This window comes from Myxococcota bacterium, from assembly GCA_039030075.1.
Classification (GTDB): domain Bacteria; phylum Myxococcota_A; class UBA9160; order UBA9160; family SMWR01; genus JAHEJV01.
This window is the reverse complement of the sequence record JBCCEW010000032.1, coordinates 41830-57176: the sequence shown is the minus strand read 5'-3', so window position 1 is coordinate 57176 and position 15347 is coordinate 41830. Positions and strand designations below refer to the sequence as shown.

Below are 15347 nucleotides of genomic sequence, written 5' to 3'. Positions count from 1 at the left end.
GCCTTCCTTGACCGTCGTGAGCAACGCCTTCGACGGGTTGTCGAAGCCGAGCAGGTGGCGGTTCTTGGCGAAGAACTCGGAGACCGAGATGTCGCGCGCCTGGCGCGCCATTTCGGCGGCGGAGCGACGGCTCCCGCCCTCTTCGTCTCCAGCCGCCCGCTTGCTGCTCTTCGCCGGTTTGCGTCCGCGCTTCTTCGATTGGCTCACGTTTCGCTTCTGGGTGCCGCCGCGCGGCGGCTTGCGACCACCGCGCGCGGATCCCGCGCGCGGGACCGTTTCGTCCCGTTCCCCCATGCCATACCCCCCGGCGGCGGATTCCCCGCGGTGCCCGCCGCACGGTGCGGATGTTCCCTGGCCGCCGCGAGCGGGTCAAGGCGCGCGAACTCAGGCGGGATGGGAGCGGGGCGAGAGGAGCGAGGTCAGCGGATTTCGTCGAGGGGGGTGTCCCGCAGGATCCCGCAGAGCCGGACCTCGCCGTCGCGCAGCATCTTCACGACGGTGGCCACGACCTCGCGGTCGTCGGGAGTGACGTCGCCGATGGCCTGGATCAAGGCCAGCAGGGTCGTCGGGCGCCCATCAGGCGCATGAGAGGGGTGCGAAACCGGGATCGCTCGGTCGAAAGCGCGCATGGCAGCTCTCCTTCGGCGGACTTGCCCTATGGAAAAGCAGAGTCCGTGCCAGTCCGACGCCGGCCGCCTCGAAAAGTTCGGATTCTCCAAATTTCCCTGTATTTGCGGGAAGTTGCCGCCGCGCCGCCGGCGATCGGCGTGCTCGCTGCCGGCGCCGTCCGCCGCCCGAGTGACGGATTTCGTCGTTCGGCCGCCCGAACGGGACGCGATACGGCACTCCTGGCGGCTTCACGGCGTCCCGATCCCGTCGGGAGCGGCCCGGTAGCCGAGGGCTTCCGCGATCGCGGGCGGCCCCACGCGCACTTCGCCGGCCAGGTCTGCCACGGTGCGGGCGACCCGCAGGACCCGTCGGGCCGCCCGGGCCGAGAGGCCCAGGCCGTCGACCGCGCGTCCGAGCAGCGCGTGGGCTTCGGGGGTTGCGTCGAACGCCGCATCGAGCCCGGCGTCGTCGAGACGCGCGTTCGTCGCGCCGCGGTGTGCTTGCCGTTGCCGAGCGCGCTCGACCCGTGTCCGGACCTCGCGCGAGGTGTCCCCGTCGCTCGGCAGCGCGCCCAACTCCGACCAGCGGACAGGTCGCACCCCCACGTGCAGATCGATGCGGTCGAGCAACGGACCCGACACCCGCGCCCCGTAGCGCGCGACGCGCCCCTCGTCGCAGCGGCAGTCGCGGACGCCGCTTCCGAGCCAACCGCAGGGACACGGGTTCGCCGCAGCGACGAGCTGGAAGTCGGCGGGCAGCACCGACTGCTGCCCGGCGCGCACCAGCACGACGCGTCGTTCTTCGAGGATCTGTCGCAAGGACTCGAGGCTGCGCCGATCGAACTCGGGCAACTCGTCGAGGAAGAGCACGCCGTGATGGGCGAGCGATACCTCGCCGGGCCGAAGCGGCCTGCCGCCTCCGATCAGACCGGCCGGACTCGCGGTGTGATGGGGAGCGCGGAAGGGTCGCTGTCCTGCGATGGGTCCGTTCAGCGGAGCGACGCTGCCGTGGATGCGGGTCACCTCGACGGCTTCGTCCCACGAGAGCGGGGGAAGGAAGCCGGGCAGACGACGCGCGAGCATCGTCTTCCCCGAACCTGGTGCTCCGACGAGGAGCACCCCGTGTCCTCCAGCGGCCGCGATCTCGAGCGCGCGCTTCGCCACGGTCTGGCCGCGCACGTCGGCCAGGTCGGGGACGTGGGTCGCTGCTGCATCGAAGGGCGCCGGGCCGATCTCGCACAGCGGCTCGCCCCCACGCAGATGCGCCAGCGTCGTCGCGAGGTCTTCGGCCCCGAGCACCCGCAGCCCGGACGCCAATGCCGCTTCGCGGGCGCTCGCGCCCGGTGCGATCAGCGTGTGGCAGCCCGCAGCACGTGCACCGAGGGCGAGCGCCAGGGCACCGCGCGCGGGACGCAGGCGTCCATCGAGGGCGAGCTCGCCGAGGAACCCCACGCCTTCGAGCGCCGGCGCTTCGAGTTGTCCGGCCGCCGCGAGCAGACCGACGGCGATCGCGAGGTCGAGGCTCGCCCCGCTCTTGCGCCGATCGGCGGGGGCCAGATGGATCGTCACGCGCCGGTCGGGGAACTTCTCACCGGCGGCGACGAGCGCCGCCCGCACCCGAGCGGCACTCTCGCGCACGGCCGCGCTGGGCAAGCCGAAGATCTCGACGCGCGGAAGCTGCGAGCTGATCCGCACCTCGACTTCCACGCCGAACCCGTCGATGCCGCTGAGCGCCGCGGAGACGACTCTGGACATGCTTCCCTCGAGTCGGGACCGAGGGGTGAGAGGCGTGGGCGTCGAGTCAGCGAGGTGGCCGACGGGGAAAATGGGGTCGCAGAACGATCCCGGGCTCCAGAAGGAAGAAAGGCAGGATCCCGCAGAGGACGAGATCCTGCCCTTCCACTCTTGAAAAGCCCCACCCGAAGAAGGGGCCCACTGTTGAGGAAGTGGCCCAAAAGACCCTTTCGTGTCACACAAGCACGCAACTTTTTTCGTATCCCCTTCGGGGAACCCCCAGTTCGCGTCGGGGAGCGGGTGGGGAGGACGGTCCGTGGCCTGGCGCCGATCGTCGGGGCATCGCCCGGGCAAGCCCGATCCCGGTCCCGCCGGCAGGCCGTGGCGCTAGACTAGGCCCCCGATTCTTCGAAGGATTTCGAGGCTTGCCCCGCCGTCTCCGCCGTCCCCGCGCGCTCGTCTGGACCCTCGCCCTGGCCCTGCCGGCCTGCGGCGCCTGTGTGGGCGGATCGTCTCCCGTCGACGACGCTGCCGAGCCCGCGGCTCCCGTCGAGGAGATGCCCGCGGACTTCCAGGCGTCCGCCGCCTGGGCCGAGCTGGAGATGCTGGCGGCTCTGGGGCCCCGAACGCCGGGCTCGGACGCAGCCGAGGCGGCCCGGCGCCGCATCCGCGACTACCTGGAGCGCTACGGCGTTCCCGTCGAGACGGTCGACACGGTTGCCACGCCCGACGGGCTCCCCCCCGTCGCGCTCACCCACGTCCTGGCGCGGCTGCCTGGCACGTCTGCAGACCGCTTCGTGCTCGTCGCCCCCTACGACAGCGGTCGTCACGAGGGCTTCGATTTCGTCGGGACCAACGACGGTGCGTCGGGTACGGCGGTCCTGCTCGAGGTGGCGCGCGTGCTCGCCCGTCGCGAGTTCCCCTACACGGTCGAGATCGTGTTCCTCGACGGGGAAGGGCGCCTCGGCCAGGGCGAAGGCGACGTGGCGAACTCGCGCTGGTGGGGCAGCCGCACCCTCGCCGAAACCTGGCAGCAGGGCGGACGTCTCGACGACGTGCGCTTGCTGGTCAGTGTCAACCGCGTCTGCGACGCCGAGCTCGCGATCGCGCGCGACCTCGGCTCGCATCGCAACTACCGCGAGGAGTTCTGGCGCGCGGCCCGTCGCCTCGGAGAAACCGAGAGCTTCGTGCCGCACGCCGGCTACGAGAGTTTCACGTCGAGCCACGCCGCCTTCCGCGAACGCGGCCTGCGCGCCGTCGTGGGCCTCGCCGATACCGCCTTCGGTGGCGCGGAGGCGCCCGGTGTCTACGCGGGCACCGCAGACGATCTGCCGATGCACTGCGCCGAGGAGAGTCTGGCGAGCGTCGGCGCGGTGATCGTCGACGCGCTCGACACGATCGCGGCGCGCCTCGCGAAGATCGATCGCTTCTCGGTACGTCCCGAACCGACGCGACCGTCCACCGAAACGGCAGCGGCGGCCGAGTCCGGGGACGACGCTCCCGCCGACGCCGACACTTCGAACGCGGATTCGGCAGAGACGCCGGCCGCCGAGGCGACGCCGACCTCATGAGCGCCGCTGCGCGCGGCGTCGCCCTCGTCGGCGCCTGGTTGCTCGCGGGGCTCCTCGCGTCCGGGCCGGCTCATGCGCAGGCCGCAGCGCCCGTCGCCCCCGCGCTGCCGGCTCCCTTGCGCATCTTCGTGCAGTCGCCCGAGCCGGGCGAGGTCGTCCGCAACGAGGTGCACCAGGCACCGCTCCGCGGCGTGGCCGTCGCTTCCGCCGGTCGTCCCGTCGACTTCGACATCATGGTCGTGCTCGACATCTCCGGCTCGACGCGATCCGCCAGTGGGACGGACGTCGACGGCGACGGCGTGGTCGGCATCAACCCCACGACCAGCGGTGCGCCGCCGGGCACCTATCCAGCGCGCACGGTGTCCACGGATCCGGGCGACGCGATCCTCGCGGCCGAGGTGCGCGCTGCCGACGCGCTGTTGGCCACTCTCGCCGGGCAACGGGGATCGGGACGCATTCGCGTCGGCGTGATCAGCTTCTCGGGCGAGATGAATCCGGACACCGGCTTTCGCAAGCGCTACGACCAGGAAGACGCCTGGCTCGAGGTGCCGCTCACGAACGACTTCGGTGCCGTGCGCGCGCGCTTGCCCGAGATCCTCGCCCGCGGTCCGTACGGTGGCACGAACTTCGCCGCGGGTCTGCGACTCGCGATCACCGAACTCGCCGGGCTCCAGGGCGCGCGCAGCGCGCCGCGGGTCGGCACCCAGAAGCTCGTGCTCTTCCTCACCGACGGTGTGCCGACCTTCCCGATCGGCCTGGGCTCCGAGTCGGATCCGGGCGACGTGCAAGCGGCGGTGGCGGCCGCGCGGCTCGCCGAGCGCGCCGGCGTCACTGTGAACACCTACGCCCTCGGACCGAAGGCGCTCACCAACCCCTTCGCGGCCACCGAGATCGCGCGGATCACCGGAGGCACGTTCCTGCCCGTCCAGAAGCCGGGAGACATCGTGTCGTTCCTGCAGGCGGCGAGCTTCGCCGACATCGAGGACGTCGTCTTCACGAACCTCACCACCCGCGAGGTCTCCTACGACGTCAGTCTGTTGCCCGACGGTCGCTTTTCGGGCTTCGTGCCCGTCCGCGAGGGGCGCAACGCCGTGCGCGTCACCGCGCTGGCTTCGGATGGGACGAGTACCCACATCGATGTGGAACTCGACTTCGAGCCGTCCGGCCAGGGCGGACGGAGCCTCGCCCTCGAGCTCGAACGCATCCGCGAGCGCAACAAGGAGCTGATGCTCTACATCGAGCGCGACCGGATCAAGCGCTTCCGCGAGATCCAACGCAAGCAGCTCGAGATCGAGGCCGACACCGCGGAGTGATCAGGTGAGGCGTGAGCGGCTGCGGGGGCCACCCGCGGCCGGCTAGAGCGGAACGAGGTCCGGGTTGCTGATCTCGCGCTTGACCAGCTTCCCCTTCTTGTAGATCGAGGTCACGTCGATCTCGCCGTCGCCGTTGCGATCCTCTTCGCGCTTCGCGAGCACGGCCTTGCCGGTGCTGCCGTCGTAGCTCTCGAAGACGTCGGCCTTGCCGTCGCCCGAGGTATCTCGGCGTACCGTTTCGACGATCTCCTCGCCGTCCCGGATCGTGTACTTCGTCCAGTGGTCGATCCGGCCGTCGCGGTCCCGATCTTCGTCGAGGGTCACGCGCAGGCGGTCCTCGTACTTGATGATCAGGTCGGGCACGCCGTCGTTGTTCGCGTCGTGCTGCTCTTCCACGAGCGAGTCCCCGACGAAGGTGTAGAACGCATCGCGGGTACCGTCGTGATCACGGTCGACTTCGCGGGCCGCCATCCGGCCGGCGCGGTAGTCCTCCCACGCGTCGGCGGTCCCGTCGCTGTCTTCGTCGAGGGCCCGGCGCACCAGGTTGCCGTTCTCGTAGTCGTGCCAGGCGTCGATCTTGCCGTCGTAGTCCCGGTCCAGCTCCTTGCGCACGAACTCGCCGGTCTTCTCGTCGAAGTAGCGGATCTGCTCGGGCTGGCCGTCTTCGTCGGCGTCGAGGCTGCGCACGATCACTTCGAGCTCGCGGCTGTTGCCCCATTCGCCCTTTTCGATGGTGCGCGTTTCCTTCTCGAAGATGGCGAGGGGCAGGGCGCGGTCTTCCGGGGCCTCGGGGGCCTGGCGCGTGTCGGTGCGGCTGCCCAGCGTGTCCTGGGAGAGCTCGGCCGAGCGGCGCTCGGCGTCGGCCTGACGCGCGGCCTCTTCCTCTTCGATCTGATCGAGGAGGACTTCCTGGCGCTTCAGCTCGGCTTCGATCTGGCTCTCGAGGTCGTCGCCACGCTCGATCTCGCGGTCGAGTTCCTCCTCCAGCTCTTCTTCGCGGCGTTCTTCGTAGTCGCGCGGCCGGTTGCTCGGGGCCGGGCCGCCGGAGAGCGGAACGCGGCCGGTCACTGCGCCGTAGAGCATCAGGGTTCCCGCTCCCACGGCCGCGCCAATGGGTCCGGCCTGGGCACCGATCACCGCGCCGAGGACCAGGCCTTCGATCGCGCTCTGGGCGCGGGTGGCCATGCTGACACCGGGTTTGCCGCCGCTCTTCGGCGCTTCGACCACGGGCGGATGGTCGGGGAGGTCTACGGGGTCTGCGTTGCCGGGCGCGGCGGGATCGGTCGGATCCGTTTGGGCCGTCGGGTCTGTCTGGACGGTCGGATCGGCGCCGCCCGAGCTTCCAAAGGAGGCGCAACCGGTGGTGCCGGGCAGGAAGAGGAGAGCTGCGATCAGCGCGACCGCAAGCGCTTGCTTGGTCATCGGTTCACCCCCGAGGCGAGCGACAGCCCTTCCCGCGAACTCCCTTCCTACCACAAAGATCGGCATGTGTTCAAATCCCCACGCTCAATGTGACGCGACGCGACATGCTGGCGGCGGCTTCCGGACGCTTCGCTCCGACGCAGGAAGAGCGGAAACGCTTCGATTTCTGAACGATTTACGCGATATCGACGATCCTGTCCCGGATTCCCGGTCTTCCCTTTCTGCGCGCGCTGCGTCAGACTGGCGACTTCGCGAAAGGCGTCATAGGGATGGGGCCGAAACTGCCCGCCAGGTGACGCTCCCCCCCGAACCCGCATTCTTCGTTCTGAACGCTCCCGCCAGGGGTTCGCATTGGGACTGACTCTGATCCGAAAGAGCGAGGGGAAGCGCCTCCCCCGCCAACCCAAGGTCGCCCTCGTACTCGCGGGGGGCGCCGTCACAGGCGGTGCGTTCAAGGTCGGCGGGCTGAAGGCCCTCAACGACTTCCTCGTCGAGCGGAAGATCACCGATCTCGATGTCTACGTCGGAATCTCCGCAGGGGCGATCCTCGGTTCCTCGCTCGCGGCCGGCGTGTCGCCCGACGAGATGGTGCGCGTGCTCGACGGAACGAGCTCGCGGCTCGACCAGCTGCGTCCCATCGATTTCTACCAGCCCAACGTCTCCGAGTGGCTGACGCGTCCCGCGAAGTACAGCTACGACCTCGCGGCCTATCTGCCCAGCATCAGCGTGGAGTTCGCGCGCGGGTTGCCGGGCCTCCCCAGCGCGCTCAAGGGCCCGCTCCGGGACTTCGCGCGCAAGCCGAACTACACGAGCGCCGAGGCCATCGCCCTCCACCTCTTCCAGCACATCGCGCCGAAGCGCGAGGTGCCCTCGCTCACGAACCACATTCCCGGTGGGCTCTTCGACAACGCCAGCCTCGAGCGCTGGCTGCGTCGCAGCCTCGAGAAGATCAAGATCCCGAACGACTTCCGCGCCTTCGTGCGGAAGACCGGAAAGCAGCTGTACGTCACCGCCTGCGACCTCGACACGGCCGAGCGCGTGATCTTCGGGGCCGACGAGAACAGCGAGCTCACCATCTCGCAGGCCGTCCAGGCATCGAGCGCTCTGCCGATCTTCTACAAGCCGGCGCGCCTGAACGGCGTCGACTACGTCGACGGTGGTGTCCGCCACACGGCGAACATCGACGTCGCGATCGAGAAGGGCGCCGACCTGATCATCTGTTACAACCCGTTCCGCCCCTTCCTGAACCGCATCGACGACGAGGAGGAGGACTCCCAGTCGTTCGCCGAAGGGCGCTACCTCGCCGATCGCGGGCTCAAGGCGATCATCAATCAGGTCTTCCGCACCCTGCTGCACTCGCGCCTCAAGCTCGGCGTCCAGCGCTATCTCGCCGACGACCGCTTCCAGGGCGACATCGTGCTGCTCGAGCCGCGCGAGAACGACGCCGACTACTTCTCGACGAACCCGATGGCGGTGTGGCGGCGTGCGACGGCGGTCCAGCAGGGGTTCGAGTCGGTCCGATCGACGATCGAGCAGAACTACGACCAGCTCGAGGCGGTCTTCGGGCGCTACGGCCTGGGCCTCGACCGCGCCGCGGCGCAGCGGCGCGCTGCCCGGGCGCGCGTCGCCCAGGGCTGGGACACCGAAGACGTGGAAGAGGAAGGACCCGAAGAGGCCAACCTTCGCCTCGTGGCGTCCTGAGCCTTTCGAGCCTCGCCCGCCACTAAGGGAACGTGTTCTCGTTCGTGTCGGTGTAGTGGCGAAACCTCCACATTTCCGCTACTTTCCCCGACTCGCCCGAGCCGGCGCCTCGCGCTCGCGGCCCCCGGAAACCTCGGCCGGTTGTCGTCCCGAACGCCTCGGATCGCTGGATGTGCACACTGATCGCCTTCCACCGATGCCTCGCGGGAGCTCCGCTGGTCGTCGCAGCCAACCGGGACGAATTCCACGAGCGCCCCACGGAGGGACCGGCCCTGCGCACTCTCACGCCCACCGATCACACCGCCGACGCAGCGAGCGTGGTGGCCCCGCGGGATCTGCGGGCGGGTGGGACGTGGCTGGGTGTGAATGCGCACGGCTTGTTCACCGCGATCACGAATCGCCGGGTTACCGAGCCCGATCCGAACCGCCGCTCGCGAGGCCTGCTGGTGATGGATGCCCTGGCCCAGCCCACCGCGGCCGAGGCCGCGAAGCGCTTCGCCGACCTGCCCGAGGCGACCTACAACCCCTTCAATCTCTTCCTCGCCGACGGCGAGAGCGCCCACTGGATCACCTACGCCGATCGGCCCGAGCATCGCCCGCTCGCGCCCGGCGCCCACGTCGTGGGGAACGTCCACCCCGACGAACCCTCCCAGAAGCTCGATCGCCTGCGGCGCGAAGTCGACGCGGTCGCGGCCGAGGGCGACGCCGGCCCCGAGCGGTTGGCGGACCTCTGCCGCGCTCACACCGGTGACGGCCTCGACGCCACCTGCGTTCACGCGGGCCCCTACGGCACACGCAGCTCCACCCTGTTTCGCAACGGACCGTCTCCGTGGCTTCACTACGCCGACGGCCCGCCCTGCGAGGCGACCTATCGCGATTTGACCCCACTCCTCCACGACCTGGGAATCCAGGCGACGGAGGGGGTGCAAGCATGAGGAAGAACCGTTGAGAAGAATCGGCAGCAACATTCGCAAGCAGAACACGGACGCCAAGGCGAACCGCATCGTCCGCAACATCATCAAGTACACGGACGACGAGAAGCCGCGGAACGACTACCCGAAGAAGATCGTCTCGCCGGTGAACGCCTCCGCGTGCTGCCGCGACGAGAACCGGGAGCTGGTTGGCGGCAACCGGGAGATCGACGGCTTCAAGTTCTGCTACAAGATCTGCCGCGAGTGCGGCCATGCGGTGAAGTTCTTCTTCCCGGCAGCGGGTTCCACGAGCGAGGCGGTCAAGGAGTACCGCCAGTGGAAGCGCTACATGGTCCAATAGCGCCGAGACCTTTCTCGACTGATTCGACGAGGCGGCTTCGGCCGCCTCGTTTCGTTTCGGGCGCAGGAAGCGCGTCCACGTCTCGACAGGGGGCGTCTGCGCGCGACCCCGAGCGTCCTGCGGCCCGGAAGGCCACCCCCATGACGCGTCGTGCTACCGCCCCGATCGCCAGCCTCGCCGAGGCCGCGTCCTACCTCGAAGGCTTGATCAACCTCGAGAAGGAGCGGGTGCCGGGACCGGCCCGACTCTCCCTCGCGCCCATCGAGGCCCTGCTGGCGCGACTGGATCGCCCCGACGCCGGGCTCTCGATCTTCCACGTTGCCGGGTCGAAGGGGAAGGGCTCCACCGCGCTCTTTGCGGAGGCGATCCTTCTCGCTGCGGGATGCCGCGTGGGAACCTTCACGTCTCCGCATCTCGAGAGTTGGATCGAGCGGTTCCGCATCGATGGGGTCCCGGTCGCGGAGGCCTCGCTGGCGGCGGCGGTCGAGCGGGTGCGCCCCGAGGTGGACGCCCTGCGCGAGGCGGGGGGCGACAGCGTGCCCTCCTTCTTCGACGCCACCACCGCGGTCGCGCTGCTGCTCTTCCAGGAGGCCGACGTCGACCACGCGATCCTCGAGGTCGGACTCGGCGGGCGCCTCGACTCGACCAACGCCGTGACGCCGGCGGTCACCGCAGTGACCCAGATCGAGCTCGAGCACACCGACCGCCTGGGCACGACGCTGGCCGCGATCGCGGGCGAGAAGGCGGGGATCTGGAAGCCGGGCGTCCCGGCGCTGATGGGCCCGCTGGTGCCCGAAGCGGCGGCGGTGACCGAGGAGCGCGCTCGTGCAGTCGGGGCGCCGCTGTTTCGCGTAGGTGAGCACATCGCGTTGGCCTTCGAGACCAGCGCGACGGGCGCGACCCTGACGACGGGAGAGGGCGCATTCGAGGTGACCCTCGCGCTGCCCATCGCCGGTGACCACCAGCCCGCGAACGCCGCGCTCGCGGTGGCGGCGGCGCGACGTCTGCTCGCCGACAGCCATGCGCCCGAAGCGATCGCGGCAGCGGCCCGCGAAGGCCTGGCCGGCGTCGGATTGCCCGGCCGCATCGAAACGCTCGCCGCCGATCCCTGGATCGTGGTGGACTCGGCCCACACCGAGGCGTCGGCGCGTGCTCTGGCCCGGGTTCTCGCCGAGCGCGGCGATGCCGTGGACTTCGTCGTGTCGCTCTCGGCGGGGAAGGACCGCGACGCGATCCTCGAGGCGTGGCTCCCGCTCGCGCGGTCGATCACGTTCACGCGCGCCGAGCCGATCCGCGCGCTCGATCCGAACGAGCTGGTTGCCGCGGTGCAGGCGCGACGTTCCACCCTGCCCGTGCTCGCGATCGACGACGCGGAGGAGGCGCTCCGTCGAACCCGGGCTGCTCTGCCCTCCGGCACCACCTTGTGTGCGTCGGGGTCGGTCTACCTGGCTGGCATCGCGCGGCGCCTCTGGTCGGACCCCCCGAGCCCAACCCCCGAAGCCGAAGCGCTCGCGGACCCCGCGTGAACCCGCCGTCGGCCAGCGCCGAAGCGGCCTTCCAGGCCGAGGTCCGCGCGACCCTACGGCGCAACTATGTGGCGCATCTCGCGCACGGGATGCTCGGCCAGACCGGCATGCGTCTGCTCAACGCGCCGACGCTGGTGCCGGCCTACGTGTTTGCGCTGGCGGGGACCGAATGGGCGGTCGGCGTGGCGCGCGCGCTCCAGTACCTGGGGATGTTCCTGTCTCCGATCGTCGGGGCGACCCTGATCGAGCACCGGCGCCGCGTGCTCCCCGTCGGCTTCCTCATCGGCGTGTCGATGCGTGTGATGATCCTCGGGCTCGCGCTCGGCGGACTCTTCCTGCCCCAGCCCGGTCCGCTCTACAGCGCTTGGGTGTTCCTGGGTCTGTTCGGTGTGTTCCTCGGGATCCAGGGCGTCGTCTTCAACTTCCTGTACGCGAAGGTGATCCCGGTCGAGGTACGCGGCCGCTTGATGGGGCTGCGCAACGCGCTCGGCGGGACCACCGCGTTCCTCGTCTCGCTCGCGGCCGGCGAGGTACTGATCGAGCGCAACGCGCTCGGGAACGGCTACGCCGCCACCTTCCTATTGGCCTTCGTGTTCACCTCGGTCGGGCTCGCCACGCTGCTCTTCGTGCGCGAGCCCGCGTCGCCCGCCGTGCGGGAACGCGCAGGGGTGTTCGAGCGTCTCCGCGAGCTCCCGAGCCTGTTGCGCTCGGACCGGGAGTTCACGGTCTACTTCCTGGCAAGAGCGCTCGCCGTGATGGGACGGATGGGGATGCCCCTGTATGTCTTGTACGCGTCCGGCACCCAGGAGATCGGCGGCAGCCAACTCGGGCAGCTGACCGCGGCCTTCGTTCTCACGCAGAGCGTCGGCAACTTCGGTTGGGGCGTCGTCGCCGACCGGCGTGGGTATCGCGCCACCTTCCTCGCGGCGCTCGCGCTGTGGATCCTCTCGGTCGTGGCCCTGCTTCACACGGCCTCCTTCGGGATCCTGCTGCTCGTCTTCGGCGGGATCGGCCTGGGGCTCGGCGGCTTCCAGATGTCCGCGCAGAACCTCGTCCTCGAGTTCGGGAGCCGCGAGCAGCTCCCACTGCGGATCGCCGTGGCGAACTCGGCCTCGGAGCTCGTGGCGGCGCTCGGGGCGCTCGCCGGCGGTCTCCTGGCGGTCGCGGTGGGGCAGGCGCCCGTCTTGTGGATCGCGACGGGCTTTCAGCTGGTGGCCTTCGCGATCGTGGCGCTCCGGGTCACCGACCCGCGCAGGCGCTGAGCCGGGCCGATCGGAAGGGAGCGTCTCCGCTCCCGCGCGAAGATTCGCTGGCAGCGGCAATGCCTGCGGCCGACTTGCGGCCAAAAGTGCAGGTTCGCCACCCCTTTGCGAGCCCAGGGCACTCACTCAGCGCAACCCCATCCACCGGAGACACCTCATGTTGCGCATCTTCGTCTTGGCCCTCGCGCTCGCTCTGCCCGCGGCAGCCTCGGCCAGCACTCTCTACAAGGCTTCCGCTCATCACCCCGACAAGCACGCCGTCTGGGTGCCGGGCGTGGCCACCGACCTGCACTTCGATCCCCACGGCACGTTCACCAAGAACGACGACCACTGGACCCTCGAGGGCGCTCTGTACTCGAAGTCCGATCCCTCGAAGACCTACGCGCTGAGCGTGACCTTCAGCGACGTCAAGACGGCCCAGCAGTACCTCGACGCCGGCCATACCGCGCTGAAGGGCGCGGGCTGGCACGAGCGCCAGGACGACTGGATGTTCGCGAAGACGGTCGCGGGGACCCTGACGGCCACCCACGGGACGTTCGACAGCTACAACATCACCCGAATCGGCGGAAAGCACGACTACTGGGCGCAGCTCGGTACCGGGCTCAACGACAAGAACGACGAGTACGGTCTGTCGAGCTGGCTCGGGTTCTACAACGATCAGCACTGGCACCGCGGTGACTTCAACTGGAACCTGGAGCGCCCGGTTCCCGAGCCCTCGGCGGCGCTGATCTTCGCCACGGGTCTCGTGATCGCGAGCCGCGCGCGACGCAAGAGCCTCGCCTAGCGCGATTCCCCCTTCCGGCCGATTCCGCCTGGCGCGGGGTCGGCCGGATTCGCGCGTGACCTGCCGGCCCTGGCACGGGCTGCGCACTCCGACATCCGCTCGGCCTGAGAGCGGAGTTTCGTCCTCACTGCGGACCGAAGCAGGGACGGAGGAGCGCTGCGCCCGACTCGTTTCTGCACGCCTTCGCTTCCGTCGAGCCTGACGTCGGGAGTCGCAGAAACGAGTAGCCCGGGCCGGCACGTCGCATTTCGCGACGGGAGGGGCTGCCGGCCCGGGCACATCGTTTTGGAGTGGGGACTCCGTATGTGGTGACCCCTGCTAGAGCAATCCGTGTGCCAGCGAGGCCCCGGTCGGCGACTGACGCCCTAAGCGTTCGTTTCTCGTCCCGATTCACGGCAATGCGCAAGAAGCGGGGCCGGCAGCACACCGGCAGCCCACCGCGAGCGGGTGACACAATTCGCGTCACCGCTCTCCGCCGAGCGACACCCTCGGTCACCGCAAGCGCGAAACGACCGCCTCGAGGTGCGCCGGCTCGGTTCCGCAGCAGCCGCCGACGATGCGCGCGCCGGCTTCGCACCAGCGATGCGCATGTTGCGCGAACGCGTCGGGCGAAAGCGCTTCGCTGCGACGGAAGCCTTGCTCGTCTTCGGGTTCTCCGAGATTGGCGTAGACCGCGAACGGCAGGTCGCTGGCAGCGAGGGTGTCGAGACAACGCAACGCGTTCGAGGCGGGCAGACAGTTCACGCCGACGACGTCCGCGCCGACATCGGCAGCTGCCCGCAACGCGTCCGCGAGGGGCTCCCCCGACAGGAGCGTCGGCCCTTCCCAGCACACGAAGGTCGTGATGACCGGCAGCCCATGCGCGATGGCAGCGCGGGTGGCGGCGACGGCCTCGCGCTGGGTGTTCATGGTCTCGACCAGGATGCCGTCGACCCCGGCGCGCGCGAGGTGGCCCGTGTGTTCCGCGTGCTCTGTGGCGAGTGCATCGGCTTCCGGAACCCGGTCCGGGCGATAGCAATCCTCGAGGGTGGGGCAGGAACCGAGTACGGCCAGCCGGTGGCCCGCCGCCCGCCGGGCGATCGCGACGGCCGCGGTCGTCCACGCTCCCGCGACGTCCGCACGTCCGCTGCGGGCGAGGGTGCGCCGCTGGGTCCGGAAGGTGTTGGCGGTGAGCGCGTCGACCCCGCGCGCCGCGTAGTCCGCGTGGATCTCCGCCAGCACCTCGGGGTGCGACTCGATCGCGGCCGCGGACCAGAGCGGGAGCTGCGTCGCGACCCCGCGCCGCTCGAGCTCGGTGCCGGTTGCGCCGTCCAGAACCAGGAGTTCGCGGGAGTGGAGCCGGGAGGCGAAAGCGCGCGGTTCGGAATCCATCGCTGGGTATACTCGCGCGTCCCATGCCCGATGCGCCCACCCTGGATCCCGACGGCGTCGACACGGACCACGGCGCGGTGCCGCTCGCGGTGTTCTGCGATTTCGATGGCACCTTCTCTGTGCAGGACGTCGGAGCGACACTCGGCGTCCGCTACGGCGGCCAGCGCCAGGCCAGCGAGTGGCAGCGCTACGAACGCGGCGAGATCACGCCCTGGGAGTACAACCTCGAGATCCTCGATGGCCTCGCCATCGATGAGGCGGCCACCGAGGCATTCCTGCAGACGATCGACCTCGACCCGGGCGCGTCGGCGCTCCTGACCGCTTGTGAGGACCGGGGCGTGCCGTTCCGGATCCTGTCGGACGGCTTCGACTGGAACCTGGACCGGCTCCAGGTGATCCACGGCGTGCGCTTCGACTACACGGCGAACGGATTGCGTTTCGAAGGGGGGTGCTGGCGGATCGCCCCGGGCGCACCCAGTGACTCCTGCGGCTGCGGGACCGGCACCTGCAAGGGCGACTGGCTGCGGGCCTACCGCCGGGAACAGCCCGGGGCCCATCTCGTGCACGTGGGAAACGGCCGCGTCTCGGATCGCTGCGGCGCCATCGAAGCCGACACCGCATTCGCGAAGGACTCGCTGGCGACGGCCCTCGCGCGGGAAGGCGCCCCCTTCGAGCGCTTCGAAACCCTCCACGACGTGGTGGCGGCGCTCGATCGGCTCGGAGCGCCGTCTCCAGACCTCTAGCGGGGCCGGACGCGCGCTAGCGGGACGCCGGGGACCGGGT

General features: G+C 70.0%; 14 protein-coding genes. 9 read left to right on the top strand and 5 right to left on the bottom strand.

Annotated elements, in window-relative coordinates:
• The 3 genes from AAF430_23820 to AAF430_23810 form a co-directional block, all read right to left on the bottom strand.
• A partial coding sequence (locus tag AAF430_23820) for a hypothetical protein (GenBank protein ID MEM7413280.1) occupies positions 1-207 on the bottom strand: 207 nt, incomplete at its 3' end.
• A 212-nt stretch (positions 208-419) separates the two neighbouring features.
• Complete coding sequence (locus tag AAF430_23815) at positions 420-629, bottom strand: hypothetical protein (GenBank protein ID MEM7413279.1); 210 nt, start codon at positions 627-629, stop codon at positions 420-422.
• Between the two features lie 228 nt (positions 630-857).
• On the bottom strand, positions 858-2363 hold the full coding sequence (locus AAF430_23810; protein ID MEM7413278.1) for a YifB family Mg chelatase-like AAA ATPase: 1506 nt from the start codon (positions 2361-2363) through the stop codon (positions 858-860).
• A 404-nt stretch (positions 2364-2767) separates the two neighbouring features.
• On the opposite strand from AAF430_23810, the gene AAF430_23805 reads away from it, so the two are divergent.
• Both AAF430_23805 and AAF430_23800 read left to right on the top strand, forming a co-directional pair.
• Positions 2768-3913, top strand: a complete 1146-nt coding sequence (locus tag AAF430_23805) for a M28 family peptidase (GenBank protein MEM7413277.1) — start codon at positions 2768-2770, stop codon at positions 3911-3913.
• Positions 3910-5226 carry a vWA domain-containing protein gene (locus AAF430_23800; protein MEM7413276.1) on the top strand — a complete coding sequence of 439 codons (1317 nt, stop codon included), beginning with the start codon at positions 3910-3912 and terminating at the stop codon, positions 5224-5226. The genes AAF430_23805 and AAF430_23800 overlap by 4 nt, the downstream gene beginning before the upstream one ends.
• 42 nt (positions 5227-5268) lie before the next feature.
• Here the strand turns inward: AAF430_23800 and AAF430_23795 are convergent, their stop codons facing one another.
• Positions 5269-6648 carry a hypothetical protein gene (locus AAF430_23795; protein ID MEM7413275.1) on the bottom strand — a complete coding sequence of 460 codons (1380 nt, stop codon included), beginning with the start codon at positions 6646-6648 and terminating at the stop codon, positions 5269-5271.
• 351 nt (positions 6649-6999) lie between these two features.
• Here AAF430_23795 and AAF430_23790 point away from each other — a divergent pair, with 351 nt between their 5' ends.
• From AAF430_23790 to AAF430_23765, 6 genes are all read left to right on the top strand, one after another.
• Complete coding sequence (locus AAF430_23790) at positions 7000-8349, top strand: patatin-like phospholipase family protein (protein MEM7413274.1); 1350 nt, start codon at positions 7000-7002, stop codon at positions 8347-8349.
• Between the two features lie 170 nt (positions 8350-8519).
• Complete coding sequence (locus AAF430_23785; protein ID MEM7413273.1) at positions 8520-9284, top strand: NRDE family protein; 765 nt, start codon at positions 8520-8522, stop codon at positions 9282-9284.
• A 10-nt stretch (positions 9285-9294) separates the two neighbouring features.
• Positions 9295-9621, top strand: coding sequence for a hypothetical protein (locus AAF430_23780; GenBank protein MEM7413272.1), 327 nt, complete (start codon positions 9295-9297; stop codon positions 9619-9621).
• A gap of 140 nt (positions 9622-9761) precedes the next feature.
• Positions 9762-11147, top strand: a complete 1386-nt coding sequence (locus tag AAF430_23775; protein ID MEM7413271.1) for a Mur ligase family protein — start codon at positions 9762-9764, stop codon at positions 11145-11147.
• Positions 11144-12409, top strand: coding sequence for an MFS transporter (locus AAF430_23770; GenBank protein ID MEM7413270.1), 1266 nt, complete (start codon positions 11144-11146; stop codon positions 12407-12409). The genes AAF430_23775 and AAF430_23770 overlap by 4 nt, the downstream gene beginning before the upstream one ends.
• Positions 12410-12566: 157 nt before the next feature.
• Positions 12567-13193: a PEP-CTERM sorting domain-containing protein gene (locus AAF430_23765; GenBank protein ID MEM7413269.1), complete on the top strand. Its 627-nt coding sequence runs from the start codon at positions 12567-12569 to the stop codon at positions 13191-13193.
• Positions 13194-13685: 492 nt separating this feature from the next.
• Here AAF430_23765 and AAF430_23760 read toward each other — a convergent pair whose 3' ends face one another.
• The gene (locus AAF430_23760) at positions 13686-14564 is read right to left on the bottom strand and encodes a homocysteine S-methyltransferase family protein (GenBank protein MEM7413268.1); all 879 of its coding nucleotides are present in this window, start codon (positions 14562-14564) and stop codon (positions 13686-13688) included.
• 23 nt (positions 14565-14587) lie between these two features.
• Here AAF430_23760 and AAF430_23755 point away from each other — a divergent pair, with 23 nt between their 5' ends.
• Positions 14588-15307 carry a haloacid dehalogenase-like hydrolase gene (locus tag AAF430_23755; GenBank protein ID MEM7413267.1) on the top strand — a complete coding sequence of 240 codons (720 nt, stop codon included), beginning with the start codon at positions 14588-14590 and terminating at the stop codon, positions 15305-15307.
• Positions 15308-15347 lie beyond the last annotated feature (40 nt).